Annotated in this window: 16 protein-coding genes; 9 read left to right on the top strand and 7 right to left on the bottom strand. The window is 67.7% G+C overall.

Going from position 1 to position 18551, the window contains the following annotated elements; genetic code table 11:
• Window positions 1–3: 3 nt before the first annotated feature.
• The 3 genes from LRS53_RS06850 to choX are packed head-to-tail and all read right to left on the bottom strand — an operon-like array spanning window position 4 to window position 2787.
• The gene (locus tag LRS53_RS06850) at window positions 4–948 is read right to left on the bottom strand and encodes an L-carnitine dehydrogenase (protein ID WP_231355441.1); all 945 of its coding nucleotides are present in this window, start codon (window positions 946–948) and stop codon (window positions 4–6) included.
• Window positions 945–1832 (bottom strand): 3-keto-5-aminohexanoate cleavage protein, encoded by an 888-nt coding sequence (locus LRS53_RS06845; RefSeq protein ID WP_231355440.1) that lies wholly within the window; start codon window positions 1830–1832, stop codon window positions 945–947. The genes LRS53_RS06850 and LRS53_RS06845 overlap by 4 nt, the downstream gene beginning before the upstream one ends.
• A 19-nt stretch (window positions 1833–1851) precedes the next feature.
• On the bottom strand, window positions 1852–2787 hold the full coding sequence (gene choX, locus LRS53_RS06840) for a choline ABC transporter substrate-binding protein (RefSeq protein WP_231355439.1): 936 nt from the start codon (window positions 2785–2787) through the stop codon (window positions 1852–1854).
• Between the two features lie 155 nt (window positions 2788–2942).
• Between choX and LRS53_RS06835 the strand changes: the two genes are divergently transcribed.
• The 7 genes from LRS53_RS06835 (at window position 2943) to etfB (ending at window position 12277) form a co-directional block, all read left to right on the top strand.
• On the top strand, window positions 2943–3926 hold the full coding sequence (locus LRS53_RS06835; protein ID WP_231355438.1) for a GlxA family transcriptional regulator: 984 nt from the start codon (window positions 2943–2945) through the stop codon (window positions 3924–3926).
• Window positions 3927–4056: 130 nt separating this feature from the next.
• Window positions 4057–5034, top strand: coding sequence for a dipeptidase (locus LRS53_RS06830; RefSeq protein WP_231355437.1), 978 nt, complete (start codon window positions 4057–4059; stop codon window positions 5032–5034).
• A 188-nt stretch (window positions 5035–5222) separates the two neighbouring features.
• Entirely contained in the window at window positions 5223–5753 is a 531-nt protein-coding gene (locus tag LRS53_RS06825) for a DUF5943 domain-containing protein (protein ID WP_007160248.1), read from the top strand.
• Window positions 5754–5858: 105 nt separating this feature from the next.
• The gene (dgcA, locus tag LRS53_RS06820) at window positions 5859–7919 is read left to right on the top strand and encodes a dimethylglycine demethylation protein DgcA (RefSeq protein WP_017641588.1); all 2061 of its coding nucleotides are present in this window, start codon (window positions 5859–5861) and stop codon (window positions 7917–7919) included.
• 165 nt (window positions 7920–8084) lie between these two features.
• Window positions 8085–10076, top strand: a complete 1992-nt coding sequence (dgcB, locus tag LRS53_RS06815; protein WP_231355436.1) for a dimethylglycine demethylation protein DgcB — start codon at window positions 8085–8087, stop codon at window positions 10074–10076.
• A 175-nt stretch (window positions 10077–10251) separates the two neighbouring features.
• Complete coding sequence (etfA, locus tag LRS53_RS06810; RefSeq protein WP_231355435.1) at window positions 10252–11487, top strand: electron transfer flavoprotein subunit alpha; 1236 nt, start codon at window positions 10252–10254, stop codon at window positions 11485–11487.
• On the top strand, window positions 11477–12277 hold the full coding sequence (etfB, locus tag LRS53_RS06805; protein ID WP_442968486.1) for an electron transfer flavoprotein subunit beta: 801 nt from the start codon (window positions 11477–11479) through the stop codon (window positions 12275–12277). Before etfA ends, etfB begins: the two co-directional genes overlap by 11 nt.
• 284 nt (window positions 12278–12561) lie before the next feature.
• Here etfB and polA read toward each other — a convergent pair whose 3' ends face one another.
• A complete protein-coding gene (polA, locus tag LRS53_RS06800; protein WP_231355434.1) occupies window positions 12562–15309 on the bottom strand; it encodes a DNA polymerase I in 2748 nt (915 codons plus the stop codon).
• A 111-nt stretch (window positions 15310–15420) separates the two neighbouring features.
• Here polA and LRS53_RS06795 point away from each other — a divergent pair, with 111 nt between their 5' ends.
• Window positions 15421–15711 carry a DUF2782 domain-containing protein gene (locus LRS53_RS06795; protein WP_231355433.1) on the top strand — a complete coding sequence of 97 codons (291 nt, stop codon included), beginning with the start codon at window positions 15421–15423 and terminating at the stop codon, window positions 15709–15711.
• A gap of 62 nt (window positions 15712–15773) precedes the next feature.
• Complete coding sequence (locus LRS53_RS06790) at window positions 15774–16727, top strand: homoserine kinase (protein ID WP_231355432.1); 954 nt, start codon at window positions 15774–15776, stop codon at window positions 16725–16727.
• Window positions 16728–16758: 31 nt separating this feature from the next.
• Here the strand turns inward: LRS53_RS06790 and LRS53_RS06785 are convergent, their stop codons facing one another.
• Genes LRS53_RS06785 through LRS53_RS06775 form a run of 3 tightly spaced genes read right to left on the bottom strand, consistent with a single transcriptional unit; the run spans window position 16759 to window position 18478 of the window.
• Window positions 16759–17091 carry a hypothetical protein gene (locus tag LRS53_RS06785; RefSeq protein ID WP_231355431.1) on the bottom strand — a complete coding sequence of 111 codons (333 nt, stop codon included), beginning with the start codon at window positions 17089–17091 and terminating at the stop codon, window positions 16759–16761.
• Window positions 17088–18008 (bottom strand): hypothetical protein, encoded by a 921-nt coding sequence (locus tag LRS53_RS06780; RefSeq protein ID WP_231355430.1) that lies wholly within the window; start codon window positions 18006–18008, stop codon window positions 17088–17090. The genes LRS53_RS06785 and LRS53_RS06780 overlap by 4 nt, the downstream gene beginning before the upstream one ends.
• A gap of 23 nt (window positions 18009–18031) precedes the next feature.
• Window positions 18032–18478 (bottom strand): curli fiber surface-exposed nucleator CsgB, encoded by a 447-nt coding sequence (locus LRS53_RS06775; protein ID WP_231355429.1) that lies wholly within the window; start codon window positions 18476–18478, stop codon window positions 18032–18034.
• Window positions 18479–18551: the final 73 nt, after the last annotated feature.

Genomic DNA, 18551 nt, shown 5'->3' with positions numbered 1-18551 from the left:
CTCCTAGTCCTGAATCCCGTGGCGCGCCTTGCAACTGGCGATGGCCGCCTGGACCGCCAGCAGGCAGTCGTCGCGATAGCGCTCCAGGGCGGCCAGCTCCAGGTCGCCTTGCTGGGCCTGGGTACCCTCGACCACGGCGTCGATCAGGCCGTCGGTCAGCTCCGGGGCTTCCAGGTAGGTCCAGGGCAGCTTCAGCGCCGGGCCGAATTGCTGCATGAAGTGGCGCATGCCCGCCGGGCCGCCGGCCAGGGTGTAGGTGAGGAAGGTGCCCATGAACGACCAGCGCAGGCCGGCGCCGTAGCGGATAGCGTCGTCGATTTCGCCGGTGGTGGCGACCCCGTCGTTGACCAGGTGCAGGGCCTCGCGCCAGAGGGCTTCGAGCAGGCGATCGGCGATGAAACCGGGCACCTCCTTGCGCACCCGCAACGGTCGCATGCCCAACTCGCGATAGAAGGCTTCGGCGCACGCCAGGTTGGCCGCCGAGGTATGGCTGCCACCCACCACCTCCACCAGTGGCAGGAGATAGACCGGATTGAACGGATGGCCCACCAGGCAGCGCTCGGGGTGCAGCGCCTCGGCATAGAAGTCGCTGGGCAGCAGGCCCGAGGTGCTGGAGCAGATCAGGGCGTCGGGCCGTGCCGCGCGACTGACCTGGGCATGCAGTTCGCGCTTGAGCTCCAGGCGTTCGGGGGCGCTTTCCTGGATGACGTCGGCGCTGGCGACCGCGGCGTCCAGATCGGTATGGAACGTCAGGCGGTCCAGGCTGGCACCGGGCGCCAGGCCCTGGGCCTCCAGCGCGGGCCAGGCATTGGCCAGGCGGGTGCGCAGGGCGGCTTCGGCACCGGGCGCCGGGTCCCAGGCGCGTACGTCCAGGCCGCGGGCCAGGGCGCGGGCGATCCAGCCGGCGCCGATCACGCCGGTCCCAAGGGCGGCGAAGACGGCGCTCATCGGGCACCTCCCAGCTGCATCCGGTCCCGCCCTTCGGCGGGGCTCAGGGCGTGGCCGCCCAGCCGTTCGATGATCTGGATGACCCGCTCCACCAGGCTGCCATTGGTGGCATGGACACCCCGGTCCAGCCAGAGATTGTCTTCCAGGCCGACGCGCACGTTGCCGCCCAGCAGCATGGCCTGGGCGGCCATGGGCATCTGCATCCGGCCGATGCCGAAACCGGCCCAGCAGGCGCCCGCCGGCAGGTTGTCGACCATGGCCTTCATGGTGGTGGTGTCGGCCGGGGCGCCCCAGGGAATGCCCAGGCACAGCTGGAACAGCGGATCCTTCAGCAGGCCTTCCTTGAGCAACTGCTTGGCGAACCAGAGGTGGCCGGTGTCGAAGATCTCCAGCTCGGCCTTCACCCCCAGTTCGGTGATGCGCCTGGCCCCGGCGCGCAGTTGCGCGGGGGTGGAGACATAGATGAAGTCGCCATCGCCGAAGTTGAGGGTGCCGCAATCCAGGGTGCAGATGTCCGGACGCAATTCCTCGATGTGCAGCAGGCGGGTGAGGGGGCCGACCAGGTCCGAGCCGGGGCCGAAGTCGGTGGGCGTCTCGCCTGGCCCTATCTCCAGGTCGCCGCCCATGCCGGCGGTGAGGTTGATGACGATCTCGGCGTCCGCCTCGCGGATGCGCTCGACCACCTCGCGATAGAGGGCCACGTCGCGGCTGGGCTTGCCGGTGGCGGGGTCGCGCACATGGGCGTGCACCACGGTGGCGCCGGCGCGAGCCGCTTCCAGGGCAGCCGCGGCGATCTCCGCCGGGGTAACGGGGACATGGGGATTGCGGCCTACGGTATCACCGGCCCCGGTGAGGGCGCAGGTGACGATGACATCGGTGTTCATGGGGTCTGTCCTTGGGCGATCAGAGCTTGAGAGCAGCGGCGGGCTGGCCAGCGCGGGTGGTCACGCCCTGGAGGAAGGCGTCGAGGCGTTGCGGGTTGTCTTTGAGCCAGGCGCGGGCGGCGTCCTTGGGTGCGGTGCGTTCCAGGATGGGGGCCATCACGGCGCTGACCTCGGCACTGTCCATGTGCAGATTGGCGAGCAGGCGCTGGACGTTGGGGCAGCGCTGCGGATAATCGGCGGTGGTCACCACCGAGACCGTGGCTTGGCCTTCGTTGGGGCCGAAGACGTCTTCGCTGCCGGTCAGGTAGCGCATCTTGATCTGCAGATTCATGGGGTGCGGCTTCCAGCCGAAGAACACGATCCACTCCTTGCGCTTCTCGGCCCGGCGCACGGCGGTGAGCATGCCCGCCTCGCTGGACTCCACCAGCTGGAAGTCCTTGAGGCCGAAGCGGTCGGTCTTGATCATCTCGGCAGTGCCACGGTTGGCGCCGCTGCCCGGCTCGATGCCGTAGATCTTGCCGCCGAGCCTGTCCTTGAAGCGGACGATGTCGGCAAAGGTTTTCAGACCGGCCTGGTAGACGTACTCGGGCACGGCGAAGGTGGACTGGGCATCGGCCAGCAGCGGCGGGGCCAGCACCTTGACCTGGCCCTTGTCGACGAAGGGCTGCACCACCGGCTGCATGGTGGGCTGCCAGTAGCCCAGGAACACATCCAGGTTCTTGTCGCCCATGGCCGCCATGATGATCTGTTGCGAGGCGGTGGTCGGCTTGACCCCGTAGCCGAGGCCTTCGAGCATGACCTCGGCCAGGGCGCTGGTAGCGACCACGTCGGTCCAGCCGACGACGCCCAGGCGCACGGTCTGGCAGCTGTCGGGATCGGCGGCGCGGGCACTGCCTAGGGTGGCGGCGAGGAGGCCGCAGGCGAGGAGGGTGGCACGAAAGGTCTTGTTAGGCATGGCGAACTCCCTGGGTCGGCGGGCCGAGGATGACTGCCGGTGCCTTCTACCCTAGGCGCCTTGCCCGACCGGCATGCGCAGTCCGACGACCGGAATTTGCACCCTGGCGACCTTCTTGCTTGCCAAAGCGGATCGTTACCGAGGACGCCCCACCCATGCCGCAGTCCTTTGCCTTTCTCCTGCTGCCCGGCTTTTCCGCCCTGGGCTTCATCGCCACCCTGGAACCCCTGCGGGTGGCCAATCGCTTCCGTCCGGGCAGCTATGACTGGCGTATCCTCGGACGTGACGGGGCAGCGGTGACTGCCAGCAACGGCATGTCGGTCAATGTCGACGGCGGCCTGGACGCGCTGACGTCGGGCACCACCCTGTTCGTGGTGGCCGGTTTCGAGCCTTTGGCCCATTACGACGATGGCCTCGCCGGCTGGCTGCGTCAGGTCGCCCGCCATGGGCATCCCCTGGGCGGCATCGACACCGGCGCCCTGGTGCTGGCCCGCGCCGGCCTGCTCGATGGCCATAGGGTCACCCTGCACTGGGAGGCGGTGGCGGCCTTTCGCGAAGCCTGGCCGCAGCTGGTGGTGACCGGCGAGCTGTTCGAGATCGACCGCGGCCGCATCACCTGCGCCGGCGGCACGGCCAGCCTCGACCTGCTGCTGGAGCTGATCGGCCGCAGCCACGGCAGCGAGCTGGCGGTGCAGGTCTCCGAGCAATTCGTGCTCGGGCGCATCCGCCCGCCGCGCGAGCACCAGCGGCTGCAGGTGGCGCAGCGCTACGGCATCGCCAATCGCAAGCTGATCCGGGTGGTGGAGCGGATGGAGCGCCACACCGAGACGCCCCTGGGCACCCTGGAGCTGGCCGCCGGTATCCAGGTGACCCGTCGTCAGCTGGAGCGGCTGTTCCGCCTCCATCTGCAGACGACCCCCTCCACCTTCTATCTGCAACTGCGCCTGGACCAGGCGCGCCAGCTGCTGCAGCAGGGCGAGGCCAGCGTGTTGGACGTGGCCCTGGCCTGCGGTTTCGAATCCGCGTCCTATTTCTCCCGCTGCTACCGCCAGCGCTTCGGCCTGAGTCCGCGGGAGGATCGGCCTCGCCGCGAGGGCCGGCTGTCGGCGGGCGAGCTCGCCGCGGTCGCTGACCGGTAGCGCGACCCTGGCCTGACGCTTCTGGTGATACCCCTGTCGTTTTTGCATCCGGTCGGCCAGGACCCCGGGGCTATGCTGGCCTCGAATCGCCGGCACCCGTTCCGGCGCGAGACCAACGCCGGAGCCTGTCATGAATGCCACCGAACTCCACGCCGACAGCATCGTCATCGACGGGCTGATCATCGCCAAGTGGAACCGCGAACTCTTCGAAGACATGCGCAAAGGTGGCCTGACCGCCGCCAACTGCACCGTCTCGGTATGGGAGGGCTTCCAGGCGACGGTCAACAACATCGCGGCGAGCCAGAAGCTGATCCGCGAGTGCAGCGACCTGGTGGTCCAGGTGCGCACCACCGCCGAGATCCGCCAGGCCAAGGCGCAGGGCAAGACTGGCATCCTGTTCGGCTTCCAGAACGCCCATGCCTTCGAAGACCAGCTCGGCTACGTCGAGATCTTCAAGCAGCTCGGCGTGGGCATCGTGCAGATGTGCTACAACACCCAGAACCTGGTGGGCACCGGTTGCTACGAGCGTGACGGCGGCCTGTCCGGCTTCGGTCGCGAGATCGTCGCCGAGATGAACCGCGTCGGCATCATGTGCGACCTCTCCCACGTCGGCTCCAAGACCAGCGAGGAAGTCATCCTCGAATCCAAGAAGCCGGTCTGCTACTCCCACTGCCTGCCGTCGGGTCTGAAAGAGCATCCGCGCAACAAGTCAGACGCGGAACTCAAGTTCATCGCCGACCACGGCGGCTTCGTCGGCGTGACCATGTTCGCCCCCTTCCTGGCCAAGGGCATCGACTCGACCATTGACGACTACGCCGAGGCCATCGAATACGTGATGAACCTGGTGGGCGAAGACGCCATCGGCATCGGCACCGACTTCACCCAGGGCCACGGCCACGACTTCTTCGAGTGGCTGACCCACGACAAGGGCTACGCCCGTCGCCTGACCAGCTTCGGCAAGATCGTCAACCCGCTGGGCATCCGCACCGTGGGCGAATTCCCCAACCTGACCGAGACCCTGCTCAAGCGCGGCATGCCCGAGCGCACCGTGCGCAAGGTCATGGGCGAGAACTGGATGCGGATTCTCGGCGAAGTCTGGGGCGAGTAGTGAATACCTCTGGAGCCTACTGCGCACACCGCTAGCGGCGTCGCGTCCTCGCGCCAGGTTCGCCGTACCTCGGTACTGCTCTCACCTGGCACTGCGGGACTCCTTGCCAGCGGCGCGCTCGCTACGGCTCCACAGGCATTCACCCACACCTTTTTTTAGATACGTATTAGCGAATCGGAGCTCCACACATGGCCAGCCACGCCCCCGAAATGCCCATCCAGGTCGACGACGAAACCGGCGTCTGGACCACCGACGCCCTGCCGATGCTGTACGTACCCCGGCACTTCTTCGTCAACAACCACATGGGCATCGAAGAAGTCCTGGGTGCCGACAAGTACGCCGAGATCCTCTACAAGGCCGGCTACAAGTCGGCCTGGCACTGGTGCGAAAAGGAAGCCGAGTGCCATGGCATCCACGGTGCCGCGGTGTTCGAGCACTACATGAAGCGCCTGTCGCAGCGCGGTTGGGGCCTGTTCGAGACCCAAAAGCTCGACCTGGACACCGGCTACGCCGAGGTCAAGCTCAAGCACTCCGCCTTCGTCTACGTCTACGGCAAGGTCAATCGCAAGGTGGACTACATGTTCACCGGCTGGTTCTCCGGTGCCATCGACCAGATCCTGGCCGCCAAGGGCAGTGCCATCCGCACCGTCACCGTCCAGGAATACAGCGGCTCCGAAGAAGGTCACGACGACGGCCTGTTCGTTACCCGGCCGAAATAACGCCCCGCCCCCGGGTGGCCAGCGACCCGCTCGCCGCCGCCCCAGCGACACCCAAGAGCAAGAGCGCGGCTCAAGACCGCGCACCAGCCGATCGAGGAGAAGGTCATGGCCTTCGAAGCAATGTTCCAGCCGATCCAGATCGGCAAGCTCACCATCCGCAACCGCGTGCTGTCCACGGCTCACGCCGAGGTCTACGCCACCGACGGCGGCATGACCACCGACAGATACGTCAAGTATTACGAAGAAAAGGCCAAGGGCGGCATCGGCCTGGCCATCTGCGGGGGTTCCTCGGTGGTCGCCATCGACAGCCCGCAGCACTGGTGGAGTTCGGTCAACCTCTCCACCGACCGCATCATTCCGCACTTCCAGAATCTGGCCGACGCCATGCACAAGCATGGCGCCAAGATCATGATCCAGATCACCCACATGGGCCGGCGCTCGCGTTGGGACGGCGGCCACTGGCCGACCCTGATGTCGCCGTCGGGCATCCGCGAGCCCGTGCACCGCGCCACCTGCAAGACCATCGAGCCGGAAGAGATCTGGCGGGTGATCGGCAACTTCGCCCAGGCCGCGCGTCGGGCCAAGGCCGGTGGCCTGGACGGCGTCGAGCTGTCCGCCGTGCACCAGCACATGATCGACCAGTTCTGGTCGCCGCGCGTCAACAAGCGCACCGACGAGTGGGGCGGCAGCTTCGAGAATCGCATGAGATTCGGCCTGGAGGTGCTCAAGGCCGTACGCGCCGAGGTCGGTGACGACTTCTGCGTCGGCATGCGCATCACCGGCGACGAATTCCATCCGGACGGCCTGTCCCACGACGACATGAAGCAGATCGCCAAGTACTACAGCGACACCGGCATGCTCGACTTCATTGGCGTGGTCGGCTCGGGTTGCGACACCCACAACACCCTGGCCAACGTCATTCCCAACATGACCTATCCGCCTGAGCCCTTCCTGCACCTGGCGGCGGGCATCAAGGAAGTGGTCAACGTGCCGGTGCTGCACGCCCAGAACATCAAGGACCCCAACCAGGCCACCCGCATCCTGGAGGGCGGCTACGTCGACATGGTCGGCATGACCCGCGCCCACATCGCCGATCCGCACCTGATCACCAAGATCAAGATGGGCCAGATCGACCAGATCCGTCAGTGCGTCGGTGCCAACTACTGCATCGACCGCCAGTACAACGGCCTGGACGTGCTGTGCATCCAGAACGCCGCCACCAGCCGCGAATACATGGGCCTGCCGCACATCATCGAGAAGTCCACCGGACCCAAGCGCAAGGTGGTCATCGTTGGCGGCGGCCCCGCCGGCATGGAGGCCGCTCGCGTCTCCGCCGAGCGCGGCCATGACGTCACCCTGTTCGAGAAGCAGGAGCAGCTCGGCGGCCAGATCACCCTGGCCTCGCGCGCCCCGCAACGCGACCAGATCGCCGGCATCACCCGCTGGTACCAGCTGGAGCTGACGCGCCTGGGCATCGACCTGCGCCTGGGCACCGCTGCCGATCCGGCGACCATCCTCGACCTGCGGCCGGACATCGTCATCCTGGCCAACGGCGGTCACCCCTTCCTGGAGCAGGTCGATCACTGGCATGCCGCCGAGGGCCTGGTCGTCAGCAGCTGGGACATCCTCTCGGGCAAGGTCGAGCCGGGCAAGAACGTGCTGGTGTACGACACCATCTGCGAATTCACCGGCATGTCCGTGGCCGACTACCTGGCCGACAAGGGCGCCCAGGTCGAGATCGTCACCGACGACATCAAGCCAGGCGTGGCAATCGGAGGGACCACCTTTCCGACCTACTACCGCAGCCTCTATCCCAAGGAAGTGATCATGACCGGCGACCTGATGCTGGAAAAGGTCTACGCCGAGGGCGACAAGAAGATCGCGGTACTGGAGAACGAATACACCGGCGCCCGCGAGGAGCGCGTGGTCGACCAGGTCGTCATCGAGAACGGCGTACGGCCGGACGAGGGGCTCTACTACGCCCTCAAGGAAGACTCTCGCAACAAGGGCCAGATGGACATCGAGGCGCTGTTCGCCATCGAGCCGCAGCCTGCGCTCGGCGAGACCGGCAACGGCTACCTGCTCTACCGGATCGGCGACTGCGTGGCCCAGCGCAACACCCACGCCGCCATCTACGACGCCCTGCGCCTGTGCAAGGACTTCTAAGACGGCCTAATCGCTGCTCGAAAATTCGCGGCCATGGGCCGCTCCTACAGGCTCCGAACGTACCTCGTAGGAGCGGCCCATGGCCGCGATAGCTCACCTTCTGCGGCCCCCGGCGCTTCGCTACCCCGGCCGCGCCTGCGGGGCCCGCCCTGTGAGGATAGATCGATGTTGAACACCATCCTCCCCATCCTGCTCTTCGCCGCCCTGGCCCTCACCGTGATCGGCGCCGTGCGGCGTTTCAGTCTCTGGCGGCAAGGGCGTCCGGCCGAGGTCGACTGGCTCGGCGGGCTGCTGAAGATGCCGCGGCGCTACCTGGTGGACCTGCACCACGTGGTCGACCGCGACAAGTACATCTCCAAGACCCACGTGGCCACTGCTGGCGGCTTCGTCCTGGCGGCCCTGCTGGCCATCCTGGTGCACGGCTTCGGCCTGCAAAGCCGCATCCTCGGCTGGGCGCTGCTGGCGGCCACCGCCTGCATGTTCACCGGTGCTCTGTTCGTCGCCAAGCGTCGCCGCAACCCGCCGGCGCGGCTGTCCAAGGGCCCCTGGATGCGCCTGCCCAAGAGCCTGCTGGCCTTTGCCGCGAGCTTCTTCATCGCCACCCTGCCGGTCGCCGGCATCCTGCCGCCGGATTTCGGGGGCTGGATTCTGGCCGCGGTGCTGGCGGTCGGTGTGGCCTGGGGCGTATCCGAGCTGTTCCTCGGCATGACCTGGGGCGGTCCCATCAAGCACGCCTTCGCCGGCGCCCTGCACCTGGCCTGGCACCGCCGCGCCGAGCGCTTCAGCACCCCGCACAACGCCAGCGCCGCGCGCTCCAGCGGCCTCAAGGCGCTGAACCTGCACGATCCCAAGGCGCCGCTGGGCGTGGAAAAGCCCGCTGACTTCACCTGGAATCAACTGCTCGGCTTCGACGCCTGCGTCCAGTGCGGTCGCTGCGAGGCCATGTGCCCGGCCTTCGCCGCCGGCCAGCCGCTCAACCCCAAGAAGCTGATCCAGGACATGGTGATCGGCCTCAAGGGCGGCAGCGATGCCCATTACTTCGGCTCGCCCTATCCGGGCAAGCCGGTCGGCGAGCACGCGGGCGGTCCGCACCTGCCCATCGTCGCCCGTCAGGGCAAGGCCCTGGTGGACGCCGAGACCCTCTGGTCCTGCACCACCTGTCGTGCCTGCGTCGAGGAATGCCCGATGATGATCGAGCACGTCGATGCCATCGTCGACATGCGCCGGCACCTGACCCTGGAGCGCGGCGAGACGCCGAACAAGGGCGCCGAAGTGCTGGAAAATCTCATCGCCACCGACAACCCCGGCGGCTTCGCCCCCGGTGGTCGCCTGAACTGGGCCGCCGACCTGGACCTGCCGCTGATGAAGGACAAGGGCCAGGCCGAGGTGCTGTTCTGGGTCGGCGACGGCGCCTTCGACATGCGCAACCAACGCACCCTGCGCGCCTTCGTCAAGGTGCTCAAGGCGGCCAAGGTGGACTTCGCCGTGCTCGGCCTGGAAGAACGCGACAGCGGTGACGTGGCCCGTCGCCTGGGCGACGAGGCCACCTTCCAGCAACTGGCCAAGCGCAACATCGAGACCCTCAGCCAGTATCGCTTCCAGACCATCGTCTCCTGCGATCCCCACAGCTTCCACATGCTCAAGAACGAATACGGTGACCTGGGCGGCCACTATCAGGTGCACCACCACAGCACCTTCATCGAGACCCTGCTCAGCCGTGGCTCCCTGCACCTCGGGCAGCACGCCCTGGCCGAACAGGGCGCCACCATCACCTATCACGATCCCTGCTACCTGGGCCGCTACAACGGCGAGTACGAGGCGCCGCGCGCGGTGCTCAAGGCGCTGGGCATCGCGGTCAAGGAGATGGAACGTTCCGGCTTCCGTTCGCGCTGCTGCGGCGGTGGCGGCGGAGCGCCCATCACCGATATCCCCGGCAAGCAGCGGATTCCCGACATGCGCATGGCCGATATCAAGGAAACCGGCGCCGAGCTGGTGGCCGTGGGCTGCCCTCAGTGCACCCTGATGCTGGAAGGTGTGGTCGCCCCGCGTCCGGAGATCAAGGACATCGCCGAGCTGGTGGCCGAAGCCATCGTCGAGGCACCGGTGGACAGCAAGCCTGCGGCTGCGCGTCGGCCGGTGGCGGAGGCGCTGTCGTGAGTGCGGTGTGTGGCCCCCTCACCCTAGCCCTCTCCCCGTGGGGAGAGGGGATGATCAGGTGTGCCAGACAAGTCCCGGTGTTCACCGCTTTTACCCCCTCTCCCCTCAGGGGAGAGGGCTGGGGTGAGGGGCCCACCGCGCACCTCACCTGCCATTTTCAAACGGAGCGCCCAGCATGAGCATCATCCGTCGCGATCCGCGCCGCGAGTGGATCGCGCGCAACCGTCTGCATCCCCTGCATGCGAGCATCGCCAGCAGCGCCGATGCCGAAGCCCGCTGGATGGGCCCCAACGGCCTGGTCCGCAAGAATCCCCACGCCGCTGCCGCCGGCTTCGTCGGTCCCCAGGGCGTCAAGCGCATCGACCGCAGTGGCGCCCAGCAGGGCGGCGGCCGTCGTGGCGCCGCCCAGGCGGTGGAAGAACAGCTGCCGCTGCACCGGATCGCCGAGCCGGCCTTCTACATCGCCGTGGTACCGGATCTGGTCAGCGGTCGCCTGACCGCCCACGACCGCGACCTGCTGGGCTTGGCCCGGCAACTGGCCGGCGCCGAAGGCGCGGTGCTGGCGGTGGTCTTCGGCGAGGTCAAGGAAACCGCCTTCGATACCGCCGGGGTGGATCGCCTGCTGCATCTGGAGGGCGAGCAATTCCAGGGCTATGCCCCCGAACAGCGGGTACTGGCGTTGCGTGCGGTCAACAACGAACTGCAGCCGCGCCACTGGCTGCTGCCCGACAGCCGCAGCGGTGGCGGTGAACTGGGCCGGCGCCTGGGCGCCGCCCTGCACGAGCGTCCCGCCACCCGTGTCTGGCAAGTCAAGGACGGCCTGGTCATCGGCCGTGCCGGAGCCGGTTGCCAGGATCTGCAGCAGCCGCTGCCGCGTCTGGTCCTGGCCCTGCCGGAATGCGCGGAGCCGGTCGGCGAGACCCGGCACGAAGTCCTGCCCGTGCAGCTGGAAGGCAATATCGCCCGCCACCTGCCACGCATCGAGGATCTCGGCCCGGTCGCCGTGGATCCCATGCAGATTCCCCTGGGCGAAGCCGAATTCATCCTCTCCGGCGGCAACGGCATCCGCGACTGGGAGCTGTTCCATAGCACCGCCGCGCTGCTGGGTGCCACCGAAGGCGCCTCGCGGGTGGCGGTGGACGACGGCCACATGCCGCGCAACCGCCAGGTGGGTGCCACCGGCACCTGGGTCACCGCGCGGGTCTATCTGGCCGTGGGCATCTCCGGCGCCGTGCAGCACCTGCAGGGCATCGCCAGTTGCGACAAGGTCATCGCCATCAATACCAATCCGGGCTGCGACATGGTCAAGCGTGCCGATCTCTCGGTGATCGGCAACGGTGACGCCATCCTGGCCGCCCTGGCGCGGCTGGTCGAACAACAGCGGGCAGGGGAGTTGCAGGATGTCGCCTGAGCAGAAGCTGCCGTCGCTGGACGGCGTCAAGGTCGTGGCCCTGGTGTCCGTTGGCGCCCATCCCACCTCCGGGCGGGCCCGGCGGGCGGAACAGGATGCCCGCGCAGTCGAACTGGGCCTGCGCCTGGTGGGCGACAAGCTGCGCGTGCTGCACGCCGGTGATCCCGCCGAAGAGGCCCTGCGCGGCTATCTGGGCATGGGCGTGCCGGCCCTGCACGTACTGGAACAACCGGCCGGCGCCGATGCCCTGCCAGCCCTGGGCGATACCCTGCGCGAGGTCGGTGCCGGCCTGGTACTGACCGGCAGCCAGGCAGAGACGGGCGAGGGCTCGGGTTTGCTGCCCTATCTGCTGGCCGAGACCCTCGGCTGGCCGCTGGTGGTCGGCCTCGCCGCGGTGGAAGCCGTGGAAGGCGGCCAGGCCACGGTGCTCCAGGCCCTGCCACGGGGTCAGCGCCGGCGGCTGCGGGTGCGCCTGCCCTTTGTCGCCAGCGTCGACAGCGCCGCCCCGGCGCCGCGGCAAAGCGCCTTCGGCCCGGCCCGGCGTGGCGAGCTGCAGGTGGAAACCACCGAGGTGGTGCAGGACAGTCTGTTCGAAAACGGCGAATTGCAACCGGCCAAGGCGCGCCCCAAGCGCCTCAAGGTGATCAAGGCCAAGACCGCCGCCGACCGCTTCAAGGCTGCCACGGCCAAGGCCTCCGGCGATGGCGGCCAGGTCCTCAAGGACCTGACCCCGGAAGCGGCAGCCGCCGCCATCTTCAAGGTATTGCGCGAGGAAGGCGTGGTGCGCTGAAGCCGTATCCCCTCTCCCTCTGGGAGAGGGCTAGGGTGAGGGCACCCTTGGCACCCAATCCTCAGGTGGAAAAGGCGGCGCCGTTTTCCACGCTACGAGGTCGCCGTGCCAAAACCACGCTCCAAACCGCCCCCTCTCCCTCAGGGAGAGGGCCGGGGTGAGGGTACCCTTGGCACCCAATCCTCAGGTGGAAAAGGCCGTGCCGTCTGCCACGCCACGGTGCTGCAGAACCCGTAGGTTGGGCTGAGCCTGCGAAGCCCAACGATCCCAACCTCCGGCGCCTATCAGTGCGCCTCATCCCAATTGCCACCCACCCCCGACTCCACCAGCAGCGGCACGTCCAGCTCGCCGGCACCGCTCATCAGCGGTAGCAGGCCCTCGCGCAGGCGCTCCACCTGGTCTTCGCGGACCTCCAGCACCAGTTCGTCGTGTACCTGCAGGATCACTCGGGCGTCCAGCTCCGGGGTCGCCTGCAGCCAGCCATCCACCGCGATCATGGCGCGCTTGATGATGTCCGCCGCGGTGCCCTGCATGGGCGCGTTGATCGCCGCCCGCTCGGCGGCCCGACGCAGACCCTGGTTCTTGGAGTGGATGTCCGGCAGGTACAGCCGGCGACCGTAGAGGGTCTCCACGTAGCCCTGGTCCACCACCTGGGCGCGGGTACGCTCCATGTAGGCCAGCACGCCGGGATAGCGCTGGAAATAGCGATCGATATAGGCCTGGGCCTCGGCCCGGCCAACGCCGATCTGCTTGGCCAGGCCAAAGGCGCTCATGCCATAGATCAGGCCGAAGTTGATGGCCTTGGCGCGGCGGCGATCCTCGTTGCTGACCTCCTCCAGCGGCACGCCCATCACCTCGGCGGCGGTGGCGCGGTGCACGTCTAGGTCGTTCTGGAAGGCGTGCAGCAGACCTTCGTCCTGGGCCAGGTGAGCCATGATGCGCAACTCGATCTGCGAATAGTCCGCCGCCAGCAGGCGATAGCCTTTCGGCGCGACGAAGGCCTGGCGGATGCGCCGGCCCTCGGCGGTACGGATCGGGATGTTCTGCAGATTCGGATCGCTGGAAGACAGCCGCCCGGTCGCCGTCACCGCCTGGTGGTAGCTGGTGTGGATGCGCCCGGTGCGCGGATTGATCTGCTGCGGCAGCTTGTCGGTGTAGGTGCTCTTGAGCTTGCTCATCTGCCGGTACTGCATCAGCACCTTGGGCAGCGGGAAGTCCTGGTCGGCCAGTTCCTGCAACACCGCCTCGGCGGTGGAGGGCTGGCCGGAGGCGGTCTTGCTCACCACCGGCAGGCCCAGCTTGACGAAGAGGATCTCGCCCAGCTGCTTGGGCGAACCCAGGTTGAATTCCTGGCCGGCCAGCTCATAGGCCTCCTTTTCCAGGGCGATCATCTTTTCGCCCAGCTCGCGGCTCTGCACCCCGAGCAGCGCCGAATCCACCAGGGCGCCGTTGCGCTCGATGCGCGCCAGTGCCGGCACCAGCGGCATCTCGATGTCGCGCAGGACCCCAGCCAGGCCCGGTACGGCTTCCAGCTTGGGCCAGAGCGTCTCGTGCAGGCGCAGGGTGACGTCGGCATCCTCGGCGGCATAGGGCCCGGCCTGCTCGATGGCGATCTGGTCGAAAGTCAGCTGCTTGGCGCCCTTGCCGGCGATGTCCTCGAAGCGGATGGTGCTGTGGCCCAGGTACTTGAGCGCCAGGCTGTCCATGTCGTGGCGAGTGGCGGTGGCATCCAGCACATAGGATTCGAGCATGGTGTCGAAGGCGATGCCCTGGATCGTGATGCCGTAGCGGGTCAGCACATTGAGGTCGTACTTGCCGTGCTGCATGACCTTGAGCTTCTTAGGATCCTCCAGCAGCGGCTTGAGCGCCGCCAGCACCGGCTCCAGTGCGAGCTGGGTCGGCGCGCCCATGTAGCTGTGGGCCAGGGGCACATAGGCGGCCTGGCCCGGCGCCACGGCGAAGGACAGCCCTACCAGCTCGGCGCGCTGGGCGTCGATGCTGGTGGTCTCGGTGTCGAAGGCGAAGCAGTCGGCGGCCTGCAGCCGCGCCAGCCAGGCGTCGAAATCGGCCTGTTCCAGCACGGTGTCATAGTGGGTTTCCACCTGGGTGGTGGCGGCATCCTCGGCCAGCGGCAGGGGCGCACCCTGGCGTTTGGTGTCGCGGATCAGCTCATCCAGCCAGGACTTGAATTCCAGTTCCTGGTAGAGCGCCATCAGGGCTTCCACATGGGGCTCGCCGACTTTGAGCTCGTCGAAGGTCAGCTCCAGCGGCACGTCCAGCTTGATGGTGGCCAGCTGGTAGGACAGGTAGGCCTGCTCGCGATGCTGGTCCAGCTTGGCGGCCAGCGACTTGGCACCGCGCAGGGGCAGGGCGGCCACGGCGTCGAGGTTGGCGTAGAGGGTATCCAGGCCACCGCCGATGCCATTGAGCAGCCCGGCGGCGGTCTTCTCGCCCACCCCCGGCACCCCGGGGATGTTGTCGATCTTGTCGCCCATCAGCGCCAGGTAGTCGATGATCAGCTCGGGGCCCACGCCGAACTTGGCCTTGACCCCTTCCACGTCCAGCACGCTGCCGCTCATGGTGTTGACCAGGGTGACATAGGGGCAGACCAGCTGGGCCATGTCCTTGTCGCCGGTGGAGATCACCACCGGGCGCTCGGCGCTGGCGCAATGGCGGGCGAGGGTGCCGATGACGTCGTCGGCTTCCACCCCTTCGATGGCCAGCAGTGGCAGGCCCAGGGCGCGGATGCAGGCGTGCAGCGGCTCGACCTGGCCACGCAGGTCGTCGGGCATGGCCGGGCGCTGGGCCTTGTAGTCGGCGAAGAGCGCGTCGCGGAAGGTCGGGCCCTTGGCGTCGAAGACCACCGCGAAGAGGCTGTCCGGATACTGGCGGCGCAGCGAGAGCAGCATGTTGAGCACGCCCTTCACCGCGCCGGTCGGCTTGCCGGTGGAAGTCATCAGCGGCGGCAGGGCGTGGAAGGCGCGATAGAGGTAGGAGGAACCGTCCACCAGGACGAGAGGGGCGTGGCTCATGGTCTGGACCTTTGTCGTGGCGTGTGCGGCGTCTGTCCGGCCAGTCTCGACGACAACTGGGCCGGGTTCTAGAATCGACCACTCGCTCCGTTCAAAAGGTCAAAGGTTACCATGGGTGCTCGTCGCTTCCTCTTCGCCGCGTTGCTGCTGGCGCCGCTGGTGCAGGCCGCGGAACCGCTGCCACCGGGGGAAAAGCCCCTGCCTGACGAGATCAAGGTGATCCGCTACCAGGCCGGCAACCAGACCATCGAGGAGACGAGCATCCGCGGCGTACTGCAGTCCACCCGGGTCATCCCCAAGCACGGCGCACCCTACGAGCTGGTGCCCGCCGATGGCAGCAGCACCGCCGCCAATGACAAGCCGATCCTGCACGTCCCCAGCTGGCGACTGTTCAGCTGGTAGGCGCAGGGCGCCTGGACCGGTAAACTGCGCGCCGCTCGCACATTCTCCCGCCAGGCCCCGTCATGTCCGTCTTCACGCCCCTCGATCGTCCTACCCTCGAAGCCTTTCTCGCGCCCTATGGCCTGGGTCGGCTGCGGGATTTCCGGGGCATCGCCGAGGGTTCGGAAAACACCAACTACTTCATCAGCCTGGAAGGCGGCGAATTCGTCCTGACGCTGGTGGAGCGTGGTCCGGTGGCGGAGATGCCGTTCTTCATCGAGCTGCTCGACGTCCTCCACGACGCCGACCTGCCGGTGCCCTATGCGGTACGCACCCAGGATGGCCAGGCCCTGCGCAAGCTGGCCGGCAAGCCGGCGCTGCTGCAACCGCGCCTGGCCGGCCGCCACGAGCGTGCGCCCAATCCCCATCATTGCGGCGAAGTCGGCCACCTGCTGGGCCATCTGCACCGAGCCACCGCCGGCGAGCGCCGCATCGAGCGCGCCAGTGATCGCGGCCTGGCCTGGATGCTGGCCGAAGGCGAGCGCCTGGCGCCGGGCCTGGACGCCACGGCCCGGCCGCTGCTGGAGCGCACCCTGGGGGAGATCCGCGAGCTGCTGAGCGAGCAGCCACCGTTGCCCGAAGCCAATCTGCACGGCGACCTGTTCCGCGACAACGTGATGTTCGATGGTCCGCAGCTGTCCGGCGTCATCGACTTCTACAACGCCAGTTCCGGCTGGATGCTCTATGACCTCGCCATCACGGTGAACGACTGGTGCTCCACCGAGAGCGGCGCGCTGGACCTGCCGCGCGCTCGGGCACTGCTGGCGGCCTATGCCGCCGATCGCCACTTCACGCCGCGCGAAGCCGAATTGTGGCCGGTGCTCCTGCGCGTCGCCTGCGTGCGTTTCTGGCTGTCCCGGTTGATCGCCGCCCAGGCCTTCGCCGGCCAGGACGTGCTGATCCATGACCCGGCCGAATTCCAGCAGCGCCTGGCGGCGCGGCAGCAGACCCCGCTGGAACTGCCGCTGACCCTGTAGCCACGGTTCCACGTGGAACCTCTGCGCTGAGCTACAGCTGCAAGCATCGGTCGATGGAGGGCTGCGCCTGTCCCTGCCGCTGCCAAGTCAGCGTCGCCTCGATCAGACTGCCCGGTGCGGCGCCCAGGCGCGTGGTGACCGGGCAGCCGTCACCCCTGGCCTCGCCGGCCTGACGGGTGCGGGCGACACCACCCGGTCCGTGCAATTCGATGATGAGTTCGTAGCTCAGGGGCGTGTCTTCGCTGGTAAAGCACAGCTGTACCTGAGCGCCCGCCGGTTGCGGCTGCAACTCCAGGCGGGCGCTGGCCGCGGCGCCGCCCGCCAGGGGCAGGAGGGCCGCGAGCAGCCAGGCGGCACGCGTCACCGCTGGTTGATGGTGGCGCTGTTGCCGAAGCCGCTCTGCGAGATCTGCGCGCTGTCGTTGAAGCCGTTGAAGTTGGCCGAGGTCTGCAGGATGCTCGCGCGGTTGCTGTCGCCGACCTGGCTGACGCTGGCCGTGCTGATGGCGCTGGTGACGTCGAGGCGTGCCTCGTTGCCATTGCCGCTCTGGACGATACTGGTCTGGTTGCTGTCACCCTGGACGGTGACGCTGGCCAGGTTGTCGTCGCCGGTGGAGCTGCCGCTGAAGCGATTGCCGCGGCCGGCCTGGTCGACGTTCAGGGTGTTGCGATTACCGTCCTGGGTGAAGCTCAATTCGTTGAACTTGCCGGAGGAGAGCACCGTGGCGACGTTGGCCTGGCCACGCTGGGTCAGCTCCACGGTGTCGACCGAGTAGCCCTGCTGGGTCAGCTCGATGCGGTTATCGGTGCCGGACTGATTGAGGGTAGCGGTCACGGCATCGCCGCTCTGGTCGACCCGCACCTGGTTGTTGTCACCGTTCTGCTCCAGGGTCAGCTGGGCGCTGGAGGCCGACTGGACCAGGGTGCCGCTGTTGCTGCCCATGGAGGTGAGGGTGGCCTGATTGCCGAAGCCGTCCTGGGTCAGGGTGTGGACGTTGCTGCCGCCCTCCTGGCGCAGGCTCGCCACGTTGCCCTGGGCATAGCCATAGATGTCGCCGCCCTGGGTGATGGTGGCGCTGCTGGCGCCGGTCTGGAGCACCTTGATCTCGTTGCTTTCGCCCTGCAGCTGATAGAGGGCCGCGCTGTTGCCGGCGCCGCTCTGGTCCAGGGTGATGGTACCGCTGTTGCCATTCTGCTGGACGGTGGCGGTGCTGTTCTCGGCAAGGGCGTTGGCGGCCACTAGGGCCAGCGCCAGGGCGGCCAGGGGTCTGAGTAGAAACATCTGTCTGATCTCCATGAGTGCCATCAGCGGTACTGACGTACCACCGTGTTCTGGTTGCTTCCGTACTGGACGATGCGGCTGGACAGGCCCGAGCCGTGCTGTTCGATGCGGGCGTTGCCCTGGACGCCAAGTTGCAGGATGTCGGCCTGGTTGCCGCTGCCGACCTGCTCGATGCGCGCGACGTTGCCGTAGCCACCCTGGAGGATGACCGCGCTGAGTTCCGTGCCATCCTGGAGGATGCTGGCTTCCTGGGTGGCGCCACTCTGAGCGATATGAGCGCGCAGTGCGGTGCCGCGCTGGTCGATGAGCGCCTGGTTGCCTACGCCGAACTGACGGATGACGGCGTCGCGCCCGACCGCTGGGGCCTGACCCAGGTCGCCGGTCTCCATGAGATCGGCAGCCGACGCCAGGGCGTCCAGGCCGAGTGCCAGGGCAAGGACCACGGCCAGGCCGCGGGTTGGGCTGCGCATCTCTGTCACCGTCATTGCCTAAGATTCTCCGCCTGGCATTGTCCGGAGCCGCCTGGCCCATCGCTATCGCTCC

It is taken from the genome of Pseudomonas sp. PLB05, from assembly GCF_021106615.1.
GTDB lineage: Bacteria > Pseudomonadota > Gammaproteobacteria > Pseudomonadales > Pseudomonadaceae > Chryseomonas > Chryseomonas benzopyrenica.
This window is presented reverse-complemented; position numbering and strand designations above follow the sequence as displayed.

What these genes read in the sequence shown, in the direction of transcription:
- LRS53_RS06850 (WP_231355441.1), bottom strand. Translation starts at nt 948, where the DNA reads ATGAGCGCCGTCTTCGCCGCCCTTGGGACCGGCGTGATCGGCGCCGGC.
- LRS53_RS06845 (WP_231355440.1), bottom strand. Translation starts at nt 1,832, where the DNA reads ATGAACACCGATGTCATCGTCACCTGCGCCCTCACCGGGGCCGGTGAT.
- choX (WP_231355439.1), bottom strand. Translation starts at nt 2,787, where the DNA reads ATGCCTAACAAGACCTTTCGTGCCACCCTCCTCGCCTGCGGCCTCCTC.
- LRS53_RS06835 (WP_231355438.1), top strand. Translation starts at nt 2,943, where the DNA reads ATGCCGCAGTCCTTTGCCTTTCTCCTGCTGCCCGGCTTTTCCGCCCTG.
- LRS53_RS06830 (WP_231355437.1), top strand. Translation starts at nt 4,057, where the DNA reads ATGAATGCCACCGAACTCCACGCCGACAGCATCGTCATCGACGGGCTG.
- LRS53_RS06825 (WP_007160248.1), top strand. Translation starts at nt 5,223, where the DNA reads ATGGCCAGCCACGCCCCCGAAATGCCCATCCAGGTCGACGACGAAACC.
- dgcA (WP_017641588.1), top strand. Translation starts at nt 5,859, where the DNA reads ATGGCCTTCGAAGCAATGTTCCAGCCGATCCAGATCGGCAAGCTCACC.
- dgcB (WP_231355436.1), top strand. Translation starts at nt 8,085, where the DNA reads ATGTTGAACACCATCCTCCCCATCCTGCTCTTCGCCGCCCTGGCCCTC.
- etfA (WP_231355435.1), top strand. Translation starts at nt 10,252, where the DNA reads ATGAGCATCATCCGTCGCGATCCGCGCCGCGAGTGGATCGCGCGCAAC.
- etfB (WP_442968486.1), top strand. Translation starts at nt 11,477, where the DNA reads ATGTCGCCTGAGCAGAAGCTGCCGTCGCTGGACGGCGTCAAGGTCGTG.
- polA (WP_231355434.1), bottom strand. Translation starts at nt 15,309, where the DNA reads ATGAGCCACGCCCCTCTCGTCCTGGTGGACGGTTCCTCCTACCTCTAT.
- LRS53_RS06795 (WP_231355433.1), top strand. Translation starts at nt 15,421, where the DNA reads ATGGGTGCTCGTCGCTTCCTCTTCGCCGCGTTGCTGCTGGCGCCGCTG.
- LRS53_RS06790 (WP_231355432.1), top strand. Translation starts at nt 15,774, where the DNA reads ATGTCCGTCTTCACGCCCCTCGATCGTCCTACCCTCGAAGCCTTTCTC.
- LRS53_RS06780 (WP_231355430.1), bottom strand. Translation starts at nt 18,008, where the DNA reads ATGTTTCTACTCAGACCCCTGGCCGCCCTGGCGCTGGCCCTAGTGGCC.
- LRS53_RS06775 (WP_231355429.1), bottom strand. Translation starts at nt 18,478, where the DNA reads ATGCGCAGCCCAACCCGCGGCCTGGCCGTGGTCCTTGCCCTGGCACTC.